The following is a 21,679-nucleotide window of genomic DNA, read 5'->3' on the forward strand; positions in this document are numbered from 1 at the left end:
CTTTAATAACGATAATTATGCCTTCTTTTAAGGCAAATCATCATACATTAAAAAATAATTACTTTAGTTTATAAAAGGTGGGAGAGTCGTAATGAATGTCGATATTTCCGTAGATCGGACGTGGCAAAACAATTTTTTAAATAGAATTGATGAAGATGGTCCTTGGACAAACTGGGATTTATATCACTTAGCTTATGAAACAGAAAAATCGTTACTTGTTCCTACTTTTGATGGACTACAAGCACCGAAACATTTATCCCATTTCACACCGCTTCCGCATCAATTAGAAGTCGCTCAAAATGTAATTGAACAAATGAATGGTAAAGCGATTCTAGCAGATGAAGTAGGTCTTGGAAAAACAATCGAAGCTGGACTTATTTTGAAAGAATACATGGTCCGCGGGCTTGTGAAAAAGGTACTTATACTTGTCCCAGCTTCTCTCGTATCACAATGGGCATACGAGCTGAATACAAAGTTTTTCATTCCCGCTGTAGCACAAAAGAAAAGCTACTCGTGGGAACAAGCTGACGTAATCGTATCATCAATTGATACTGCGAAACGTTCACCACATCGCGATATCGTGTTGAACTTAGAATATGACCTTATTATTATCGATGAAGCACATAAACTGAAAAATAATAAAACAAAAAACTATGAATTTGCACAACGATTAAAAAAGAAGTTTTGTTTATTACTAACCGCTACTCCTGTTCAAAATAAGATTGATGAAATTTTTAACCTTGTTTCTTTATTAAAGCCAGGACATCTAGGCAATCAATCCAACTTTGAAGAATATTACGCTTCCAAAAATCGTTCAGCCGAATCAGATGAAGACTTAAAAGCTCTCATTAACAAAGTAATGGTGCGAAATAGACGACATAATACCGGTATCGATTGGCCGAAGAGACATGTACGTACAATTTTTGTTGAGTTTAATGAACAAGAACAAGCTCTATATAATGATATCGAAAATTGGCGAGGACAAGACGCCTTCACATCTGCTTTCTCATCGTTAACTTTAAAACGGGAAGCGTGTAGTAGTCGTGAGGCTGTTTACTATTCATTGAAAAAGCATGTAGAAAAAAGACAGAAAGAAAATGAACATTATATAAAAGATCCACATATCGATGTGCTAATGGACAAAATTAATCATATTCCTTTCAACTCGAAAGCAACTAAAGCTCTAGAGCTTATAAAAGAAATTGACGATAAAGTCGTCATTTTCACGGAATACCGAGCATCACAGATGTACTTACAATGGTTTTTACAACAACACGGTATTTCTTCTGTCCCATTCCGCGGCGGATTTAAACGCGGGAAGAAAGATTGGATGAAGGAACTTTTCCAAAATCGTGCCCAAGTGTTAATTGCAACGGAAGCTGGCGGAGAAGGCATTAACTTACAGTTTTGTAGCCATATGATCAATTATGATTTGCCATGGAATCCAATGCGTCTTGAGCAAAGAATCGGACGTATTCACCGTCTCGGTCAAAAGAATGATGTTCATATTTATAACTTAGCTACAAAGCATACTGTTGAAGAACATATTCTGAAACTGTTATATGAAAAAATCAACTTATTCGAGCGTGTTATCGGTGAACTCGATGAAATTTTAACGAGAATTAATATGAAAAACATCGACGCGCACATTCAAGAAATTTTCGCGCAATCAAAAAGCGAAGGTGAAATTAGAATTAAGATGGAAAACTTAACATCTATAATCGACTTTGCGAAACGAAATGAAGCTGAGGTGCAAGGCTATGCAGCAACATGAAATTCATAATTACTTATACAATTTCTTTGAGGCGAATAACTGTGAAATTTTAGAACGTTCTCCTCATTTATTAGATGTACAGTTAACAATTGAGATGGATAAATTATTAATGAATCGCCCTTTTTATTGGCACTATCTTGAGAAAACAGGAGGCGTACCGAATCCGATGCGCCTTACTCTTATTACAAATCCAGAAAATGAAGAAAATGATGGTGAGCTTATTCACTACGGTTCACCACGTCTACATCAAATTTTCCAAACGACAAAAGAATTAGGCTCTTACATACGTTTATATGAGGATGTAAGACATAATGGGGCAACACATACACCGCTCCACCCTTGGCTCGGTATTAATATAAAAGTTTCCTATCAATGTGATCAAAAAAAAGACATCCTTCACTCGATTGGCATTCATCTCATTTCTGGAACAATGATGGCAAACTTTCATGAAACATTAACAAACATTAAACTTACACCAAAAATACCTGATTTTTGTTTTACGCTCTCGCCCATCATTAAACCTCAAAGTGGTTTACAACGCATAGAAGACGCTTTAAAAAATATAATTGCAGAAGATGACCATACGTGGGCAAAAGAAGCAAGAGTGCGTTGGAATCATGATCTAGACCTTTTAAACCGTTTTTATGAAGAAAGTGACGAACTTCCTGAGAGCTATGAAATTGAAAAACAAGCTCTGCAAGAACAGTATGAACCACGTATTACAGTGCAAATTATTAACGGTGGCCTTTTTTATGTTACCGCGAATCATTTTCTATCTTGAAGAAGCTCCTTCTGCTTTAGAAGGAGCCTCTTTTGAGCTATTTTCTACCCTACTCGCTATCGCCACTACGCTCTTGCTGTTTTTTCTGTGCCATACGTTTCTGCTGTGCACGATCCTTTGCGCTCACATGATTTGCATCAGTTGGAAGATTTTCTTTCGAACGTCCAATTCCATTGCTCATCTTTCCCACTCCTTTTTGCGTTTTTCAAAATACATGTTTATTTTCAGCTAGAGTTACAATCCTTATACAAAAAATAAGAGCAGCCATTGGCTACTCTTACTCGCTCACATATTTTTGAAACATATCATGGATGCCTTTATTTACTAGGTTCGAGATCTGCTCGTCAGATTTATTCGGATAACGATCACGCAATCTGATAGATGCCTTCACCATTAAATTTTCTAATACAGAACGGCCACCTTCTCCATAAATAATTTCAGCATATTTAACAAGCCTTCCATCCTCTACTGTTGCTGGATTATGATTGAAGAAAAATTTACTCATTGTCTCCACCTCTCTCTTTTGATAACGTTTACATTTATATAGATTATTTATGTTATTTATTTCACAATATTGTATGCATGTATATTTAATTAGTTTCATTATAAAGCAACATATCGATAGTAAATATGTGATTTTCCGTCCATTTTGTGAACAAACTAAAAATGAAAGCGTTTCCTTTATTATATACTAAAAAAACTTACTACGCTAGGGGCAATTTTTTCTTTTCCCATTAAACCTTATACAATTTTCAGAAATTATATTATAAAATATATGTATGACTTAAGGAGGCTTTGTATGAATCAAAATAAAAAAGCTATATTAGATCTTGTCTTTTATCTCGTAATCCCATTCCTCATTTGGAAATTTGCAAAACCTTATATCGATCCTTATTACGCGATGTTACTTTCCTCTGTTCCGGGGATTATTTATACACTGTATACCTTTAAAAAAGAAAAACAGTTTAACGTGACAGGGTTCTTTATTTTAATTACACTCATTTCTAATACAACGGTAGATCTATTATCTGGGTCAGCTGAACGAATGTTATGGAACGATGCGTACTATCACATCGTACTCGGTATTATCGTCATATGTACAATTTTTATAAAAAAACCACTTATGTTATATTTCGCAGCAGATATTGCCGCACTTCAAGGTCATGACCGTGATAAAAGTCGTGAGCTTTATCGTGATAGTCGTATATATCCAGCACTGCAATATTTAACGTTATTTTTCGGGCTACAATTTATATTAAAAAGCTTTTTAAAAATTTATTTCATCTCTGTTTTTGGTGTAGATGGCTACGGTGAAATGAGAGCGATTATGACCGCTGTCGGATGGGGTATTTCTATTTGTATCGGAATAGGGTTCGTATGGGTGAACAATAAAATACATGCCGTTACGGAAGAACAAGAATCCGTGCAGTAAACAAAGATGCCCTAGTGTATTACGACACTAGGGCATCTTTATTTTGCTAGACATATGACTAAAATTTAACTTGATTTTTTTCTTTTACTTTTTACATTTCGATAAAACAAAGCAGCACTCAGCGGCATAACACCAAACCACTTATTCATAAATGGCTCTTTTTCAGCACGGCGTTGTTCTTTCTTTTGTTTTCGATCTTCTTTTGGAGCATCCATATACGACACAAACTGCTGCGTCACAAAGCGAACATAATCATTAGTAGACATATTATCATCACCTCTACTTGATTAGTATGTCCACTTTTTTATACATTAATCTTTTTCTTTAATTCATTCATAATTTGCTTTACAGACTTATTTGTCGTATCGATATGAATATGAGCCTCTTCATAATAAGCTCGGCGTAATTCAAATTTCGTTACAAATGCATCTATATCTTTCTTTTGAAATAGTGGACGTGTCGTATCTTCACGAAGCCTTTCTGCAATTACATGCGGATCACAATATAAATACACGACAGTTCCGTTCTCTTTCATCCACTTGCGATTTTCCGCTCGTTCAATAATTCCCCCACCAGTTGTAATAATGACATTATGGACTGGTAGCGAACGTAACATTTCGCTTTCATATTCCCGAAAAGCCGTTTCGCCTTCTTCGGCAAAAATATCACGAATTGCCTTCTCTTGCTTCTCTTCGATTTTTTGATCAGTATCCACAACATCCATTTGAAGTTCTTGACTTAATGCTTTTCCAATTGTTGTTTTCCCTGCTCCCATATAGCCGGTTATGTATATAGACTTCATTTTCTGTCCTCTCAATCGTCATTTATTAATTGTTATTATAACGAAAGATGCTACTTTGTTTAATAAAAAAACGTTTTGTTCTTATACTATGAAGAACAAAACGTAACACTCGCTTTTACTTATAAGTACCTCTTCTCACCCACTGCGTTGCAATCCATTTCTCGCCTTTCGTTACAGGTGCCCCTCCGTGTAACGTAAGCTCATTTAGTGATTGATCTTGATAAAAATACTCAAAGTATACTGCCATTCCCTTTCTAGGGTGTACAGAAAGATTTAATTTCGGGAAGTACGTTTCCCCGCCTTCTTCTACATCATTTAAGTACATTACAAGCGTACTAATACGATTGTTAGCAGCTGATCTACTATGTTCCGCAAAATAATCATAGTGTGCTTTATATTGTTGATCCACTTCATAATTTAAAATGTGCAATCCTTCACCATGCGACGCAGGAACATTCATGATAGATGAAATTCGTTTTTCAATCTTTGAAGTAAGTTCATTGTCTTCCAAAAATGCACCGCTACTTGTTCGAATATCATTTACATCACGTGATGAACCAACTTTAGAACGCTTCATTTTATTTTTAGACATTTCAATCAATTCATCACACTCTTCATCACTTAGTACATTTGCTAATACGACAATAAGAGGTTCTTCGAATTTTGAAATAATGTGTATTTCTCTATCTTCTGTCATAATCGTATTTCCTTTATGATCAAAAATAGTTTGTTCCTTATTTTCACCTATTTGATTGTTGTTTGTCATTTCCCTATTCTCCCTAAAAATAATGATTGGATAGCATGAATATATCACATTCTTTCTACCTTTCTCTTTTTTGAGAAAATTTAAACTTTTAATCGTTATAGTTATCCATTTCTTCTAAAAAATCAATTCAATTCACAATAGAAATCCCTGGTTTTTCTTCGTATTTTTTACATATTATCCTTCTATCCAATCGACTATTTTCCCATCCTTTTTTCTATACCGAAAGCTCACCGTATAGAAAGCTTCCTGTTTGAGTGTACACTGCAACGCAACGAGAATTAAATCATTTTCAAAGATATAATTTCCACTCACTTCTCCCTTTTCATACTGAAAGAAAAATGCACCTTCTTTTTCTTTTTGCTGTAAGTCTTTTTTTATATCTATAATAGATCGGTTAAGTAGTTCATCCAGTAAAAACTTTTGTTCTATTTCTATATAAAAATTTTTATCTGTAAACAACATATTTGTTTCGTATATAAAAAAAGAAGTTAATAAAATAAGAAAGATGAGTGTTCCAGGCATTGTAAACCCATTTTGCCCTCTCATACATTCATTTCCATTTCACTATATCGCATAACTACACCTTCATATATTTTTCCGCTAGTATCTTTCACATTTATAATGAGTACATGAGATGTTAGTTTGTAAGAAACCGTTCCAATATTTTGTAAAACAACTTCCCTCCCGCGCCTATTTACCTTTCTTATAAGACGACTATTCTCTTTTTCATACGATACTTCACTCCCATTACGCGATCGAAATCGTAAAATACTTTCTCCATTTTCAAATGCTAGCTGTTCTCCAGATGATACTTCACGAAACTCCAATTGCATTTGACCTAAAAATACATCCCACTCCCAATCATTTAATCCTTTTGACTGTTTATTTTCCATTCCAATGAAATGTAGGCGGGGAAAGAGCAAAAAAAATATTGATAATAGAAACAGACATACAATCATTTCTATTAATGAAAAACCAAATTCTAATTTATTTTTTCTCCTACATAAAAGCATTGTTCCATCACTCTGTCTTTCACATCTCTCCACATGGTACAAACTTCATTGCCTCCCCAATATGTGTAATACACAATTCCATTTATATTCTTTTCTATTATTCGCTTTTCTTCATTTCCATACATATATATAATTGCTTCCTTTTTTAATAATCCAGATGCCTTATAACGAATTTGTATATTTTTTCTTTCTTGCATAACTAATACTGTTTGCGGTAGTAGTAACGATACAGCCATCATTAAAATACTTAACGATACAATCATTTCAGCCATTATGGATCCTTTTTGACATTTCACGATACGTAAATCTCCCTCTTCCAAGCTGAAATACAATTTCATATTTATAATTTCGATATGAAATTATAATCGTACCACCTCTATTAATATTTCCACTTGGATTATATGTCATCGGATTTGGAAACGTATGCAAATCAATTTGTATATCTTCTTCATACTCTCGCTTGACGATATAATACTTTGTACCTGACTCTTTTATAGCATACATATTTCTATCTTTATGCCAACGTAATGTATAGTGCTTTTGACGATTTATCGCTAATTGTTGCATATACAAAATATCATTTGAAAACTGTCTCAAAAATTGTTCAACTTTTTGTCGCTCGTATAAGGAATGAACACTAAAATACGTAACTACACTTAATACAGAAATAGCAAATAAAACGAGTAACATTTCTAAAAAAGTAAACCCCTGTTGTTTCACAATGCCCTAATTGATACTGCGCCATCATCTGAAATATGAATAGATTCGCCATTCGGGCACTTATCAGTTGTAATATACTTTTCATCTGTCAGTTCTTTTAACGATGGAATTTTATTATGTTGTAATTGATATACTTGTATTTGTGCTTCTATAGATTTCACGTAAGCTGCACACCCTTTTCCTTGGACCGATGAACGCTGTGTAACTACATTCGGAATAATTAATAGTAATAATATAGTTATGACAACCATTACTAATAGCATCTCTAACAGAGTAAATCCTTCCTCATTCTGCATACAAATGCCCCCTAAATAGAATTCATCATTTGAAACATTGGCATAATCATCGCTAAATACATAAGGACAACGATTCCTCCAATACATGTAAATAAAATAGGCTGAATGATAACTAACATATGTTTAATTTTCCGTTCCATCTTTTCCATAATAAGATCGCTATAGTCACCTAATTCAATCGCTAAATTGCCGTTTGCTTGTCCATGCGTAATAACATAAGAAAGTTCTTTCTCGTAATACCCACTTTTAGCAATGATAGATTGTAACTGTTCTCCTCCAATTAATTGTCTTTCAATCCGGCTCGCTTCATATTGAAAGAACGGATGATATCTTTGCTCCATCATTATTGTTAAAGCTTCGCATACTGATAGTCCACCATTTAATAAACCACTCAACTGAGTAGCAAAATAATGTGAATGCTTTAAAATAAGAAATGTTTTGATGAGGGGCATATGAAGCATGATTTTTACCTGGCTAATATGTGGAAGTTTCCTAAAATACAACATATACAAACTACATCCAATAATAACAATTAAAATAGCGGTTAAAATAATGTAAGGTAGCAGTTTTATTGCACTTAAAATTTGTTCTGTAAGTAGTGGTGTATTAGAACCGAACGAACTATAAACCATTTCAACCTGAGGTAATAAAATGAGGTTGAAAATAAAAAGCATGATTAGTAGAAAAAACATTAAAAACATAGGATACTGCATGATTTTCATCATGTCTCTCCTATACTTATCTTTCTTATAAAGAAGTGCACTTCCTTGTTGCAAAGCAAAAGAAATATCACCATGTTGCTCGGCATAAAATAAATAACTTAACATGTCCTGATGAAACTTTAACTGATGAAAAGAATCGTGTAGACTTTTCCCATCTTTTAACCCCTCAATCATGTGCTGCAATTGTACTTTCTTTTCTACAGGTAATTGAAACTGTAAAAATTCTAATGCTTGTAAAAGAGAGTAGCCTTTTTCTAATAATTCTCCTAAACGTTTCAACAATACTACTTGATCACTTAAACTCCAAGTTTTCTTAAACATAAACATCATCTTCTAAAAAACCTAAAGCATATCCTTTTCTTATTGACGATTCTAAAGTCTCATGTTTGTAAGTAACACATTCTCCATCTGCTTCTTTAAGCGCTTGTTTTAACTCATATCCATATAGCAGCTCATAAATGCTTGCTTGCTTTACTTGCCTCATTGATTTACATAAAGTTGAGCACTTTCCTCTGCAAAACGGACACTTCAATTCGACAAGTCGCTGTGCAGCTACAGCCAATAAAGACTGTTCAATCTCTTGCCTCGTTATACCATAATCCATGAAACGAATGATTGCTCCTTTCGCATCATTCGTATGCAGCGTTGTCATGACTAAATGTCCTGTCAAACTTGCTCTTATAGCTATTTTTGCTGTTTCTTCATCACGGATTTCACCGACTAAAATAATATCTGGATCATGACGTAAAATAGCCTTTAATCCTGTTTCATATGTGAGACCCGCTTTTTCATTTATTTGAATTTGTAATACATCGTCACTTCTTTTTTCAACCGGATCTTCAAGTGTAATGATGCGACGTGTTTTCTTTTTTCTAATTACCTCTAATAATGCATACATTGTCGTTGTCTTCCCAGAACCAGTCGGTCCAGTAAACACGAGTAGCCCCTGTGAATAGCGTAAAAACGAGAGTAGTTTTGCTGCCGTACTTGGAAATAACGAAAGATGTGATAAGGGCTGCACAGATGCTTGTAAATGAAGGCGAATAACGAGACTTTCTTGATATACTGTTGGGAGTGTTGAAAGGCGTAAATACACTTCTTGTCCATCAATTTGCAAATACAACGAACCATTCTGTGGCTTCCGTTTCTCTCCTATGTCCATAGATGCTAAAAATTTAAAATGTGAGACAAGTTTTTCTCCAAACTCCTTTTCAATACAATGTCTCGTCATTAAATCTTTTCCTACACGTAGTTGCACCGCTACATCCTTCTGCCGGGGCACAATATGTAAATCTGACGCTTGTACCCTACACGCTTCTTTTAAAATTGTATTCGCAAAAATTTCAATCCCATTCATCACTTTTCCCTCCTCACTATGTATATAGCATGAAAACATGCGCAATAAAAATTTGGACTTTTGTATTTTCAATAGAGGAAAAAGGAAAAATATGTTTGTGAAATTATGAACAATTTCCGAATTATTGTCTGAAATTACCTATAATAATGTTTATCTGTATTATAATGTTATTATCTTGGATAAAGTGATAAAGGTGGAGATCCTCATGGAACAAGCTTTAAAAATTACAGGTGTATTATCTGACCCAACTCGTTATTACATTTATAAATATATTTCGCAAAAACATAGTTACGTAACGGTACAAGAAATTGCAGATGAATTCGATATTCATCCAAACGTAGCGCGTTTACATTTATCTAAATTAGAAGATGTTCATATGCTAAAATCGGAAACGAAGAAAACTGGAAAAGGCGGAAGACCGAGCAGATTATATGTCTTATCTGAAGATGTTATCCAATTACAATTTCCATTCCGTGATTATCAATTGTTAGCAAGAATCGCATTTAATTCTTTACTTAGCCTTGGCGCTGCTGGTGAGAAAGCGCTATACGAAACAGGAAAACAATTCGGAGCTGAATTAATGCAACAACATATGCAACGTTTAAATGTGAGTGAAGATGCTTTAACAGTGGAACAAAAAGTTCAAATTGCAAAAGAAGCTTTCTCAACAGCTGGCTTATCACCTGCATTTGAATTAAGTGCAGATGGAACAAAAATTTTCTATGATGTACACAATTGTCCATTTAAAGAAGTTGCTGTTCATCATCCAACTGAAATTTGTAACATGCACGGAGATATGATGAAAGGCATTTTTGAAATCCTATTCCCTAACATGGAATTAACTCGACATGATAGTCTATTAGATGGATGTAAATCTTGTAATTATAAACTAACAATTTAATTTATCATATAAAAAGAAGCCAATAATAATTGGCTTCTTTTTATATGAACGAATATTTACAATAGTAAGAAAAATAAACTATAATGAAAAGAGGTTTTACTTTTTCTAGAAAAGGAGGGAAATAGCATGGATCGCATGTTTCGCGTTCTCGGCTTTTGGACTGGAATTTTCTCGGTTATGTTTTACGTAGGAGATATGCAACAGGCTGCACTACTATTTTTAGGACAAACAGGTTTCTTCGTACTTTTAAGCTATTTAAAATTAACAGAGCGTATGTATATATACGTATTCGGGGCATATTTAACTGTTTTCTTCATAGGATTTACATACTACACGACATTTTTACTTGTCCCTGGGGCTGGACATTAAAAGATGGCATTTTGCCATCTTTTTTTTAATCCCGGAATTTCCTAGTTGACTTATAGGTTTTATTACCTTATATTCTATATAACAGATTGGAATTAGGGGGAATCAACATGAATACACTGCTTGTCGGAATTAACGTTGCAGTCATGCTCATCTTAGTTGGCGTATTATATTATATGCAACGTAAGCATGTATCTTTTAATAAACGTGTATTTACCGCTTTAGGAGTCGGAATTTTATTCGGTCTTATATTACAATTCATTTATGAGCCAACTTCTAAAGTAATTATTGAATCAAATACTTGGTTTGGCTTAATTGGTAACGGTTATGTGAAATTACTTCAAATGATCGTTATGCCACTTATTTTAGTATCTATTATTTCAGCATTTACAAAATTACAGTTAACGAAAAACCTTGGTAAAATTAGTGGTCTTATTATCGGAATTTTAATTCTTACTACAGGAATCGCTGCAGCTGTCGGTATCGCTGCAAGTGCAGGATTTGATGTATCTGCAACAGGCTTGCAACAAGGTGATGCAGAATCTGCTCGTCTGAAACTAGTTGAAGAAAGATTTACTTCTATTGAAAAGACAACAATTCCAGATAAATTATTAGAGCTATTGCCTACAAATCCGTTTCTTGATTTAACAGGCGCTCGTCCAACATCAACAATCTCTGTCGTAATATTTGCAGCCTTTATCGGCATTGCCTTTATAGGTGTAAAACGAAAATATCCAGAACAAGCAGAGCTATTTAAGAAAATGCTTGATGCTGTATATGCAATCGTAATGCGTATGGTAACATTAATTTTACGCCTTACTCCATACGGCGTATTAGCTCTTATGGCAAAAACAGTTGCTGGTAGCGATATAAATGCTATTTTAAAGCTTGGTAACTTCGTGTTAGCCTCTTATGTAGCACTTATCGTAATGTTTATCATTCACTTATTATTAATTGCATTGTCTGGTTTAAATCCCATTCAATATTTGAAAAAAGTGTTCCCTGTACTAACTTTTGCATTCACATCTCGCTCTAGTGCTGGTGCGATGCCATTAAATATTGAAGCTCAAAAAGAAAAGCTTGGTATCTCCGAAGGAATTGCAAACTTCGCAGCTTCATTTGGGGTATCTATCGGACAAAACGGTTGCGCAGGTATTTATCCAGCAATGCTTGCAATGATGGTCGCTCCAACTGTAGGAATTGATCCATTACAACCACAATTTATTTTAACTTTAATCGCTGTTGTTGCTATTAGCTCATTCGGTGTTGCCGGAGTTGGTGGCGGTGCAACATTCGCAGCTTTAATCGTACTATCTACAATGAACTTACCAATCGGTATTGTTGCTCTAGTTATCTCGGTTGAGCCATTAATCGATATGGGTCGTACAGCTCTTAACGTAAGTGGTTCTATGACAGCAGGTCTTATTTCAAGTAAATGGCTTGGTGAATTAGATCAAGATACGTACAATCAAGATGATACAAAAACTGGTGAAATTGCTTCATAATGAAAAAAAGACGCTAACATACAATTGTTAGCGTCTTTTTTATTCCGTTCCCTCTTTATAGATCTTATCTTGAGAATTATCACTCCAAGTATTCTTCTAATTGCTCTTTTAACTCTTCCTCAATCTCATAACAAGATTCATCAGCGAGTTCTCCTACTTTCTTACTACCCAAAATGTTTGATTGAATTGGCATTCCTAAAAAGATTCTTTCACATTCCCAAATTGGAATATTGTGAAATTTAATCATCTCTTTTTCTTCATCTAATATAGCTATAGCAACTGTTGAATAATAACCCACCTCAAAGGGATTCTCTTTTTCTCTTGCAAATCCCATATCTAATTCCATGTTTTTTTCTATGTATAAATGCGAATACTCTTTATAAAATTTAAGTGACATTCGCTCTATTTCCTTCTCCATACATTGAATGTTCTCTTTTAACTCCAACGTAAACTCCTGTTCTTTATATTTCATTTTCGCCTCCTTAAACATAGAAAAAGAGAATACAATAATATATTCTCTTTCCTCAAATATATTTCATTATCTCACAGCCCGTCCTTTTCACAAATAACCATTTTGTTCGCACCATTTATGAAATTGTCCTACGTCTACTCCAACTAACACGATATCCTTTAGCTCTACATCAATAATTTGTTCTCCAATTACAATAGCAAACTGCGATGCTAATTTTGTCTCGTTTTTCTTTACAATTCCAATTCGGTTCCGATGCGGTCCATCTTTTATATATGCTTTTTGTCCTACAATATCAAAGTTCAAGATTCTCACCTCTTTTACTGCGCTCAAATTGGAAATACGATCTCCACCTCGGAAAATTTCCTTTCATTGCACTATTTCTCTATATATATGACGAAACAATAAAAGAGTCCTTCCTTCTTTACAATTATTTTTTCTTTGTTTCATTTTTGTGATTGAAACGTAAAGTTTATAATAAAATACACTTGGAAGCGCTTTCTATGTAATTTTTTATGTTATAATATAAAAGTAGAACTTCGTAAAGAGGGTTAAAAAAATGAATACAAAAATGATTAAAAAAGTAATTGAAGCATTAAAAGTATATGGCTTTCAGGATGTATCATTCTGTGACAAAACGAGGCAATTTTTATTTCATAACGAAACCGATATTATGAGCGGCTATGCAGAAATAACATATAGTAGTCAATTTGAAAAATTCAACGTACAAATTCATCCAATTGAAACACATCACCAAGCAGAGTTACAAGAGGTTGAAAGACATATACAAGCTTGTATAAGAAAAGTGGAATATTTAAACGCACTTCTTACCGGGCAGACAAAACTAGATGATAAAATTATTATTATGTAAAAAAAGAACGTGATTGAATCACGTTCTTTTTTCATTATATGTTCATCTTTTCCTTTAGTTGTAATCCTGTAACAGATTCTAATACATCCATCGATTCTCCAAATGTCATATCAAAAATTGTATTGTCCTCTATGTACGGAAACTGTCTGAAACGCTTTTCTAACACCTTTACAGCATCTGATGTAAAGTTTGCACTATCAATGCCAAATTCTGTTTCAAGAAGAACGATCCAATCTAACACATGAAAACCTAATCCATTGACGAATGCAATAAGTTTTTCTTCTGGGTTTGAAGATAAGAATACTTGGCGTTCCATCTCACTAAAAAGTTCTTCTCCTAAGATTTCAGCTAACTCATCATCATGTTCACGTTCAACAAGTTCTTCGTAGCCGTAATCATCCACAAGCTCTTCTACTTCTTCACTATCCTGACAAAGCAATTGACTAAGAAGTGCCTCTTTCTTAAATTCACTATTTTGTACGACTTCTAAAAAGCTCGTTTCCCATCCATTTTCTAATTTCATATTATGTACTCCTTTATATACGTTTCTTATCATCACTGTACCCAAAAGATCACTTTTATAACCTTTTAGGTAGTTACTATTATTTCACATGATTCATAACATAAGATGCAAACTCAGCTACATCTCCTTCAAAAATATTTATTTCTGGCAAGTGATAGAACGTTGTTTGGAGCGGGTTTCCTGCATGATATACATATATCGTTTTCTCTAGTGCAATCGCCATTCCAAACTCTGTATGGCTCCCGTTTCCGCCATCTAATATAAGTAAAAACACATCCGCTTCTTTTACAGCATTTTTTTCTGCCTGACCAATTTCTCTTAATTGTTCTTGATTCACTGCTCTTTCGTTTTTGGTCCAATCATATGTATGGTGCCATCCTGCATGTTTCAGTTCATTTGCTACGGAACATACAAGATGTTTATTTTGGAAACCTGAGGCGATATAAAAATTCATTTATATACACTCCTTCATTATGTATCGGGAAACTCCTTTTTAGCGTTATTTGTTATAGCTATAATAAATAACAACTTCAAAAAAAATCCCCATCTTTAAAACTTATTTGCGTTTAAATGATGGGATGCTTCATGGTCTTCTTTTATTTTTTGTTTTTTATAACTTTCATCAGCTAACATTTCTAGTTCAGCTGTTATCTCTGATTTTTCAAGCTCTCTTTCTTGCGAAAATTTCCTTGAAATATAAACAATAACACTACCAACGTACAACACAAAGCATATAATAAGTGCAGTATTTTCATAGAGACTTAGCTCCAACACAGTCACTCCTAATCCATTCGTATTTTCACGCTTCATTAATTGGAATTTCCCTATTAACCCATTTGTTATCCCGCTATTTGAGGGCAGTAAAACCCCCTCCTCAAATTCCAGTGAAAGCAAAGAAGTTAGATGGAGGATGCCCCCAACTGATTAAAGTTTCACTTTATTGTAACATAAAAATATCAATTCTTGGAATCTTTCACCCTACTAAAAGAGGCATGATTATTTCATCATGCCTCTGAAATATTTTGAATGATTGTTTTAATTGCTTCTTTTCCATTATATTTTTTTAGTGCTGTTTTATACTTCTCATTATTTTGATTCAATTCTTCGACATACTTTATAAGAGATTTTACAGTTACATCTTCTTCATATAATACGGAGGCATACCCTTGCCTTTCAAAGGACTCTGCATTTAATATTTGATCTCCACGGCTTGCAAATTTCGATAATGGAATTAAAACCATCGGCTTTTGTAATGTTAAAAATTCAAAAATTGCGTTGGAGCCCGCGCGTGAAATAACAAAATCTGTTACCGCTAATATATCTGGCAGTTCTCCATGTACATATTCAAATTGTCTATATCCTTCTTTATTTTGTAAACTTTCATCAAGGTTACCTTTTCCGCAAAGGTGAACAATTTGATACTTTTCAAGAAGTTCTGGTAATGCTTCTCGAGCCGTATCATTAATTTTTTTCGCGCCCAAGCTACCTCCCATAATCGTAATAACTGGCTTTTTACGTGAAAAACCTAAAAATGCTAAACCTGTTTCTCTATTTCCCTTCAGCACTTCTTCACGTACAGGAGATCCCGTATATATTACTTTTTCTTTCGGTAAATGTTTCGCTGCTTCTTCAAATGTAACAAATATTTTCGAAGCAAAACGAAGCGCAATTTTATTTGCTAGTCCTGGCGTCATATCAGATTCATGTAATAAAACTGGTACTCTATTTAGCCATCCTCCAATTACGACTGGTACAGATACGAAACCGCCTTTTGAAAAAATCACATCTGGTTTTAGTTTTCGAATCCTTACATACGCATCCATAACACCCTTCATTACAAGAAAAGGATCTTTTATATTTTTCAAATCAAAATAACGACGTAGCTTTCCACTCGAAATACTATAGTAGGGAATGCCTTCCTTTTCTATAATCGTTTTCTCAATACCTTGATGAGAACCAATGTAAGAGATATCCCAGTTGTCTTCTTGTAAATATGGGATAATGGCTAAATTAGGTGTTACATGTCCTGCCGAACCGCCACCTGTAAAGACTATTTTCTTCATACGTCTCCCCCTTCTAGACTATAATACACTAAAATATCTTGCCTCAGGGTGAGAAAATACCATAGCCGTTACGGACGCTTCTGGCTCCATCATGAATCCTTCTGTTAATGAAATACCTATTTCCTCTGGATGAATTAAGCGAAATAGCTTTTCTTGATCTGCAAGTTCTGGACACGCCGGATAACCAAATGACACGCGTATTCCTCTATATTTCGTACGGAAACGTTCTTCCATCGTCAGTTCAGGTGAGTCTGGAATGCCCCAGCGGTCACGAATGAGCATATGTGTTTTTTCAGCAAGTCCTTCTGCTAATTCAAGCGCTAACGATTGAATGGCATGACTACGTAAGTAATCACCTTTCTCCTTCCACTCTTCAGCAATGTCCCGAACTCCTTCCCCAACCGTAACAGATAAGAAAGCAACATAGTCCATCTCATCTCCAATTGGGCGCAAATAATCGCCTAAAGTACGATAGGGAGCCTTTCCTTGTCTAGGGAATGTGAAACGCTCTATAACACGCGTATGATTTTCTGGATCATATATTACAATGTTTTGTCCGTCGCTTTGCGCTGGGAAAAATTGATACACTGCTTTCGGCTTTAACCAAGATTGTCCTTCCTGCAATAATTCATCTATTAAATCATTTAATTCATGTGCTCTCTTATCTCCCTCTTTCAAAAGCTTCTTCACATTTCCTTTTAATCCAAGGTGATGCCCAAGTAGCATTTGTCTATTTAAAAATGGAGCGAGATGAAGAGCCGGAATATCACGTAATACAATTCGTTTTGTTGAATCAGGCACCATAACCTCAGCCTTCGGTAATGGCTCAATTACTGTTGGAATTTCTACTTTCTTCTCCTCTTTTTTTACGATATGAAGATGACGTTCTTTTTTATCCTGTTTCATCTTCTCACGCTCTTCTTCTTTTTGAAGCTTATTAATAATATCGAGCCCCGTCATCGCATCACTCGCATAACAAACGAGCCCTTTATATGATGGTGAAATTCGATTATCTGTAAACTTTCTCGTTAACGCTGCACCACCTACAACAATGGGCACATCAATATTTGCTGCTTTTAAATCTTCAGCAGTCGTTACCATTTGTTGCGCTGATTTTACTAATAAACCTGAAAGGCCTATAATGTCCGGCTTCTTTTCTTGTACTTCTTGAACAATTCGATCCGAACGTACATTAATTCCTAAATTAATAATCTCATATCCGTTATTCGCTAAAATAATTTCAACGAGATTTTTCCCAATATCATGCACATCACCTTTTACAGTTGCTAATAATACTTTCCCTTTTTTTGCACTATCGCTAGATTCCATATGTGGCTCTAAATAACTTACAGCAGCTTTCATACTTTCGGCACTTTGCAATACTTCAGCAACAATAAGTTCATTATTATTAAATAGTCGTCCTACCTCATCCATCCCTGTCATAAGCGGACCGTTAATAATATCAAGAGGTTTTCTTCCTTCTTCAAGTGCAAGACTTAAATCCTCGTGTAATCCTTGTTTCGTACCTTCTACAATATAATTTGCTAGTCGTTCATCTAGCGTTAACGTTTCTTGCACAACGACATCTTTCTTTTTAGCGACTCGGTAAAAGTTTGTAAATTCTTCTAACGTCTCTTTCGTCGTTTCAAACAGTAATGCATCTGCAAGGTGTTTTTCTTCCTCTGGAATCGACGCATAGCGTTCTAATTTTTCCGTATTAACAATCGCGTAATCTAATCCAGCCTTCGTAGCATGATATAAAAAGACGGAATTCAATACTTCACGTCCAGCCGGTGGTAAACCAAATGATATGTTACTTACACCTAAAATCGTTAAACACTCTGGTAACGCTTCTTTAATAAGGCGAATGCCCTCTATAGTCGCTGCCGCTGAACCAATATATTCTTCATCACCTGTCCCTACTGGAAACACAAGTGCATCAAAAATAATATCTGACGGGCGTATCCCATATTTCGTCGTTAATAATTCGTAACTTCTTTTTGCAATTTCTAATTTTCTTTCAGCACTTACTGCCATACCATCTTCATCGATTGTACCAACTACAATTGCAGCACCATACTTACGAAGAAGCGGTGTTACCTTTTCAAAACGCTCTTCTCCATCTTCTAAATTAATAGAGTTGATAACAGCTTTTCCTTGAATATAAGTAAGTGCTCTTGCCATAACATTTTCATCCGTTGAATCAATCATAATCGGTACTTTTAACACTTTCGTAACTTCTGTCAAAAATTTCTCCATATCTTCTATTTCATCACGATCAGGATCTGCCATACAAATATCAATAATATGAGCATTTTTCTTCACTTGCGCTCTTGCCACTTCAGCAGCCTCTTCAAATTTCCCTTCTGCTACTAATCGTTTAAATTTACGTGATCCAATAACATTCGTTCTTTCACCTACAAATAACGGTCTCATAGACTCATCATATTGCAGTGCCTCTAATCCACTAATTCCATGTCCTTCTCTCTCATGATGGTCACGAGGCTTAAGAGATGCTAGTGCTTCTTTCATTGCTTTTATATGTTCTGGTGTCGTGCCACAACAACCACCGATAATATTAACCCATCCTTCTTCAGCAAATCGCTTCACCTTTTCAGCGAGAGAAGATGGAGACTCATGGTAATGTCCATCTTCATCAGGAAGACCTGCATTTGGATAACAAGAAATGTAACACTCCGATAAATCAGATAGTGAACGAATATGGTCCCTCATAAACTCCGGACCAGTCGCACAATTTAACCCAACAGATAATGGTTTCATATGTTCTACTGATAAATAAAAAGCTTCAATTGTTTGCCCAGCCAGAGTCGTTCCCATTGGCTCAATCGTTCCTGAAATCATAATAGGAACCGTTTTTTTCAGTTCTTCAAAAGCAGCTTGAATTCCAATATAAGCTGCTTTCACGTTACGCATATCTTGACTCGTCTCAACGAGTAATACATCAACTTCTCCTTTTAATAATCCTCGTGCCTGCCTTGTATAAGCCTCAATCAATTCTTCAAAAGTCACACCACCAGTAACACTAATTGCTTTCGTTGTTGGTCCCATCGCTCCCGCAACATATACTTCCTTACCGCTTTCTTTAACAGCTTGCTTCGCCAAAAGTGCTGCCTTTTCATTTAGTTCTTCATCTAAATGAGACAGCTCATAATCACTTAGTACAATATTCGTTGCCCCAAATGTATTTGTTTCAATAATATCCGCTCCAGCTTCAATATAAGCTTTATGAATCTTTAAAATAACGTCTGGTCTTGTTTCTACTAAATATTCATTACAGCCCTCGTACTCTTCTCCTCCGAAATCTTCAGCAGTTAAATCCTCTTGCTGAATCATTGTTCCCATTGCACCATCTAATATTAAAATGCTATTTTGTAATTTTTCTTCTATACACTTCATCAATTAATACCTTCTTTCACTTCTTGCTTTTCTCTTACATATTTAACAAGATGTTCTGTAATTTCATATTTTAAAAATGGTGTAATAAGATAAATACCATTAAAATATTTCATCGCTGCGTCGATCAATTCTTGCGAAATGCGAATCCCTTCCTCAATTGCCGCCTCTTTCGTTTCGTGTCCATCCATTCTCTCTCTTATTTCTTCTGGAAGAGTAATACCCGGTACCTCAAAATGAAGAAAATCTGCATTCCGCTTACTTACTAACGGCATAATTCCAATAAAAATAGGTTGTTCCAAATGCTTTGTCGCTTCATACACTTCTTCAATTAACGCGATATCGTAAATTGGCTGAGTTAAAAAATATTCCGCTCCAGCATCTATTTTTCGTTCCATTCGCTTAACCGCTGCTTTTAAGTGCCTCACGTGAGGATTAAATGCGCCGCCTACAGAAAACCTTGTCGCCGGTCCAATTGATTTCCCTAAAATTGAACGTCCATCGTTCATTTCTTTAATCATTTTAATGAGCTCAATAGAGGACACATCGTATACAGAAGTTGCACCAGGAAAATCACCAACGCGCGCTGGATCACCAGTTAAAGCTAACACTTCTTCCATCCCTAACGCCGATAAACCTAACAAATGAGATTGTAGTCCAATGACGTTATGATCCCTACACGTTAAATGTGTCAATACCGGGATATCATGCTTCGTTAATAACGCACCCATTGCCATATTAGAAATACGAGGCGATGCTAATGAATTATCTGCTAGAGTAATAGCATCTGCTCCCGCTCTTTTTAAAGCTCTTGCTCCTTCAAAAAACCGCTGTGTATCTAACGTTTTCGGTGGATCTAATTCCACTACAACTGTCGTTTGTTTTTTCGCTTTCTCTGCTAGAGTGACGTGAGCCTTCGAACGTTTCTCATGCGTATGAACAACTTTCGGCCTTTGAATGGTGTCTTTTTCTATTACAGGTGTAACATTCGCAACAGCGTGCTTCATACTTTGAATATGTTCTGGAGTCGTACCACAACAACCACCTAATAACCGAATACCTTGCTCAATAAATCTCGGCGTCATCGCCTCAAAATAAGCTGGGCTTCCCTCATATACGTAACGTCCCTCCACATAATTCGGGAGACCTGCATTTGGGTATGCTGATAAATAGCCATTTTGCGGAATCGATATCATTTTGAAAGCCTCCGTCATATGAAGCGGCCCTAGTTGACAATTTAATCCAACAACATTTGCACCGTAATCTATAAGTTGCTTTAATATTTCATTAACATCATTTCCATTTTGAGTCGTACCTGCTTCATGTAACGCTAATTGAGCAACAATTGGAATGTTCGTTTGCTTACGCAATACTTTAACAGCATGAAGTAATTCAAATTCATCGTAAAAAGTTTCTAATAGTAATCCATCAACCTGTTCTTCTAGTAAAGCCCCTGCCTGTTCAAGTAGCATAAACTCCCTTTCCATATCAGTCGTTGTAACGGCTCCGATATGTTTCATACCACCAATTGTTCCTAAAATTGCATTTTTATCTGTAACAGATGCTTTCGCCAGTTTTACTGCCGCTCTATTAATTTCTGTAACTTGATTTTCTAAGCCGTACATACGTAATTTCGCCTCATTTGCTCCATACGTATTCGTTTGAATTACATCTGCTCCAGCAGCTACATATTGTTTATGAATCGATATAATTAAGTCTGGATCAGATACATTCAATTCTTCAAAGCTACTTTGCAAGCCATGTGAATGCAATAACGTCCCAACCGCACCATCACCTATTACAATTCCTTTTGATAATAAATCTAGTAATTTCACGAATCTCCCTCATTTCTATCAATATAAAAACCCCCTCTTCACTTTGAAGAGGGGGACATAATCGTTCCT

General features: G+C 35.2%; 28 protein-coding genes. 8 read left to right on the top strand and 20 right to left on the bottom strand.

What is annotated here, in order from left to right; genetic code table 11:
* Window positions 1-91 precede the first annotated feature (91 nt).
* Both DN400_RS14030 and DN400_RS14035 read left to right on the top strand, forming a co-directional pair.
* On the top strand, window positions 92-1,774 hold the full coding sequence (locus DN400_RS14030) for a DEAD/DEAH box helicase (RefSeq protein ID WP_001100040.1): 1,683 nt from the start codon (window positions 92-94) through the stop codon (window positions 1,772-1,774).
* A complete protein-coding gene (locus tag DN400_RS14035; RefSeq protein ID WP_065229354.1) occupies window positions 1,761-2,555 on the top strand; it encodes a YqhG family protein in 795 nt (264 codons plus the stop codon). Before DN400_RS14030 ends, DN400_RS14035 begins: the two co-directional genes overlap by 14 nt.
* Window positions 2,556-2,604: 49 nt before the next feature.
* Here DN400_RS14035 and DN400_RS29880 read toward each other — a convergent pair whose 3' ends face one another.
* Both DN400_RS29880 and DN400_RS14040 read right to left on the bottom strand, forming a co-directional pair.
* On the bottom strand, window positions 2,605-2,736 hold the full coding sequence (locus tag DN400_RS29880; protein WP_000064665.1) for a hypothetical protein: 132 nt from the start codon (window positions 2,734-2,736) through the stop codon (window positions 2,605-2,607).
* 96 nt (window positions 2,737-2,832) lie between these two features.
* Window positions 2,833-3,060 (bottom strand): hypothetical protein, encoded by a 228-nt coding sequence (locus DN400_RS14040; protein ID WP_000032702.1) that lies wholly within the window; start codon window positions 3,058-3,060, stop codon window positions 2,833-2,835.
* A 73-nt stretch (window positions 3,061-3,133) separates the two neighbouring features.
* Between DN400_RS14040 and DN400_RS14045 the strand changes: the two genes are divergently transcribed.
* Together DN400_RS14045 and DN400_RS14050 are read left to right on the top strand one after the other, a co-directional pair.
* Entirely contained in the window at window positions 3,134-3,250 is a 117-nt protein-coding gene (locus tag DN400_RS14045; RefSeq protein WP_003279814.1) for a hypothetical protein, read from the top strand.
* 104 nt (window positions 3,251-3,354) lie between these two features.
* On the top strand, window positions 3,355-3,987 hold the full coding sequence (locus DN400_RS14050; RefSeq protein ID WP_001073111.1) for a VC0807 family protein: 633 nt from the start codon (window positions 3,355-3,357) through the stop codon (window positions 3,985-3,987).
* A 65-nt stretch (window positions 3,988-4,052) separates the two neighbouring features.
* Here the strand turns inward: DN400_RS14050 and DN400_RS14055 are convergent, their stop codons facing one another.
* The 10 genes from DN400_RS14055 to comGA form a co-directional block, all read right to left on the bottom strand.
* Window positions 4,053-4,253, bottom strand: a complete 201-nt coding sequence (locus tag DN400_RS14055; protein WP_000106083.1) for a YqzE family protein — start codon at window positions 4,251-4,253, stop codon at window positions 4,053-4,055.
* Window positions 4,254-4,291: 38 nt separating this feature from the next.
* Window positions 4,292-4,789, bottom strand: coding sequence for a shikimate kinase (locus tag DN400_RS14060; RefSeq protein ID WP_065229355.1), 498 nt, complete (start codon window positions 4,787-4,789; stop codon window positions 4,292-4,294).
* Window positions 4,790-4,904: 115 nt separating this feature from the next.
* The gene (locus DN400_RS14065) at window positions 4,905-5,555 is read right to left on the bottom strand and encodes a 2OG-Fe(II) oxygenase (protein ID WP_000183863.1); all 651 of its coding nucleotides are present in this window, start codon (window positions 5,553-5,555) and stop codon (window positions 4,905-4,907) included.
* Between the two features lie 174 nt (window positions 5,556-5,729).
* On the bottom strand, window positions 5,730-6,101 hold the full coding sequence (gene comGG / locus DN400_RS14070) for a competence type IV pilus minor pilin ComGG (protein WP_001214888.1): 372 nt from the start codon (window positions 6,099-6,101) through the stop codon (window positions 5,730-5,732).
* Window positions 6,098-6,568 carry a competence type IV pilus minor pilin ComGF gene (comGF, locus tag DN400_RS14075; RefSeq protein ID WP_065229356.1) on the bottom strand — a complete coding sequence of 157 codons (471 nt, stop codon included), beginning with the start codon at window positions 6,566-6,568 and terminating at the stop codon, window positions 6,098-6,100. Before comGF ends, comGG begins: the two co-directional genes overlap by 4 nt.
* Window positions 6,538-6,840 (bottom strand): hypothetical protein, encoded by a 303-nt coding sequence (locus DN400_RS14080; protein ID WP_000829462.1) that lies wholly within the window; start codon window positions 6,838-6,840, stop codon window positions 6,538-6,540. Before DN400_RS14080 ends, comGF begins: the two co-directional genes overlap by 31 nt.
* Window positions 6,833-7,288: a competence type IV pilus minor pilin ComGD gene (comGD, locus tag DN400_RS14085; RefSeq protein ID WP_002094140.1), complete on the bottom strand. Its 456-nt coding sequence runs from the start codon at window positions 7,286-7,288 to the stop codon at window positions 6,833-6,835. Before comGD ends, DN400_RS14080 begins: the two co-directional genes overlap by 8 nt.
* Window positions 7,285-7,584 (bottom strand): competence type IV pilus major pilin ComGC, encoded by a 300-nt coding sequence (gene comGC, locus DN400_RS14090; protein WP_001178687.1) that lies wholly within the window; start codon window positions 7,582-7,584, stop codon window positions 7,285-7,287. The genes comGD and comGC overlap by 4 nt, the downstream gene beginning before the upstream one ends.
* An 11-nt stretch (window positions 7,585-7,595) precedes the next feature.
* Window positions 7,596-8,627: a competence type IV pilus assembly protein ComGB gene (gene comGB / locus DN400_RS14095; RefSeq protein WP_147801719.1), complete on the bottom strand. Its 1,032-nt coding sequence runs from the start codon at window positions 8,625-8,627 to the stop codon at window positions 7,596-7,598.
* The gene (gene comGA, locus DN400_RS14100; RefSeq protein WP_065229357.1) at window positions 8,620-9,663 is read right to left on the bottom strand and encodes a competence type IV pilus ATPase ComGA; all 1,044 of its coding nucleotides are present in this window, start codon (window positions 9,661-9,663) and stop codon (window positions 8,620-8,622) included. The genes comGB and comGA overlap by 8 nt, the downstream gene beginning before the upstream one ends.
* A 205-nt stretch (window positions 9,664-9,868) precedes the next feature.
* Here comGA and DN400_RS14105 point away from each other — a divergent pair, with 205 nt between their 5' ends.
* From DN400_RS14105 to DN400_RS14115, 3 genes are all read left to right on the top strand, one after another.
* Entirely contained in the window at window positions 9,869-10,564 is a 696-nt protein-coding gene (locus tag DN400_RS14105) for a helix-turn-helix transcriptional regulator (RefSeq protein WP_000434124.1), read from the top strand.
* 126 nt (window positions 10,565-10,690) lie between these two features.
* Window positions 10,691-10,933 (top strand): DUF2626 domain-containing protein, encoded by a 243-nt coding sequence (locus DN400_RS14110; RefSeq protein WP_000375619.1) that lies wholly within the window; start codon window positions 10,691-10,693, stop codon window positions 10,931-10,933.
* 107 nt (window positions 10,934-11,040) lie between these two features.
* Window positions 11,041-12,435, top strand: coding sequence for an L-cystine transporter (locus tag DN400_RS14115; RefSeq protein ID WP_001094344.1), 1,395 nt, complete (start codon window positions 11,041-11,043; stop codon window positions 12,433-12,435).
* Between the two features lie 79 nt (window positions 12,436-12,514).
* Here DN400_RS14115 and DN400_RS14120 read toward each other — a convergent pair whose 3' ends face one another.
* Window positions 12,515-12,907 (bottom strand): hypothetical protein, encoded by a 393-nt coding sequence (locus tag DN400_RS14120; RefSeq protein ID WP_065229358.1) that lies wholly within the window; start codon window positions 12,905-12,907, stop codon window positions 12,515-12,517.
* Between the two features lie 87 nt (window positions 12,908-12,994).
* Window positions 12,995-13,210, bottom strand: coding sequence for a DUF3912 family protein (locus tag DN400_RS14125; protein WP_001008326.1), 216 nt, complete (start codon window positions 13,208-13,210; stop codon window positions 12,995-12,997).
* A 253-nt stretch (window positions 13,211-13,463) separates the two neighbouring features.
* Here DN400_RS14125 and DN400_RS14130 point away from each other — a divergent pair, with 253 nt between their 5' ends.
* Window positions 13,464-13,775, top strand: a complete 312-nt coding sequence (locus tag DN400_RS14130) for a hypothetical protein (protein WP_001093240.1) — start codon at window positions 13,464-13,466, stop codon at window positions 13,773-13,775.
* A gap of 34 nt (window positions 13,776-13,809) precedes the next feature.
* Here the strand turns inward: DN400_RS14130 and DN400_RS14135 are convergent, their stop codons facing one another.
* The 6 genes from DN400_RS14135 to DN400_RS14165 all read right to left on the bottom strand — a co-directional run bounded on the left by DN400_RS14135 (window position 13,810) and on the right by DN400_RS14165 (window position 21,610).
* On the bottom strand, window positions 13,810-14,298 hold the full coding sequence (locus DN400_RS14135) for a hypothetical protein (protein WP_000764263.1): 489 nt from the start codon (window positions 14,296-14,298) through the stop codon (window positions 13,810-13,812).
* Window positions 14,299-14,377: 79 nt separating this feature from the next.
* On the bottom strand, window positions 14,378-14,752 hold the full coding sequence (locus DN400_RS14140; protein WP_001012331.1) for a nucleoside 2-deoxyribosyltransferase: 375 nt from the start codon (window positions 14,750-14,752) through the stop codon (window positions 14,378-14,380).
* Between the two features lie 95 nt (window positions 14,753-14,847).
* Entirely contained in the window at window positions 14,848-15,108 is a 261-nt protein-coding gene (locus DN400_RS14145; protein ID WP_000817964.1) for a DUF3966 domain-containing protein, read from the bottom strand.
* Between the two features lie 194 nt (window positions 15,109-15,302).
* The gene (gene murG / locus DN400_RS14155; RefSeq protein ID WP_065229359.1) at window positions 15,303-16,361 is read right to left on the bottom strand and encodes an undecaprenyldiphospho-muramoylpentapeptide beta-N-acetylglucosaminyltransferase; all 1,059 of its coding nucleotides are present in this window, start codon (window positions 16,359-16,361) and stop codon (window positions 15,303-15,305) included.
* 18 nt (window positions 16,362-16,379) lie between these two features.
* Window positions 16,380-19,778: a methionine synthase gene (metH, locus tag DN400_RS14160; RefSeq protein ID WP_065229360.1), complete on the bottom strand. Its 3,399-nt coding sequence runs from the start codon at window positions 19,776-19,778 to the stop codon at window positions 16,380-16,382.
* Window positions 19,778-21,610 carry a bifunctional homocysteine S-methyltransferase/methylenetetrahydrofolate reductase gene (locus DN400_RS14165; RefSeq protein WP_065229361.1) on the bottom strand — a complete coding sequence of 611 codons (1,833 nt, stop codon included), beginning with the start codon at window positions 21,608-21,610 and terminating at the stop codon, window positions 19,778-19,780. The genes metH and DN400_RS14165 overlap by 1 nt, the downstream gene beginning before the upstream one ends.
* Window positions 21,611-21,679 lie beyond the last annotated feature (69 nt).

The organism is Bacillus sp. AR8-1 (assembly GCF_008042345.1).
In the GTDB taxonomy this organism is placed as follows: Bacteria; Bacillota; Bacilli; order Bacillales; family Bacillaceae_G; genus Bacillus_A; species Bacillus_A cereus.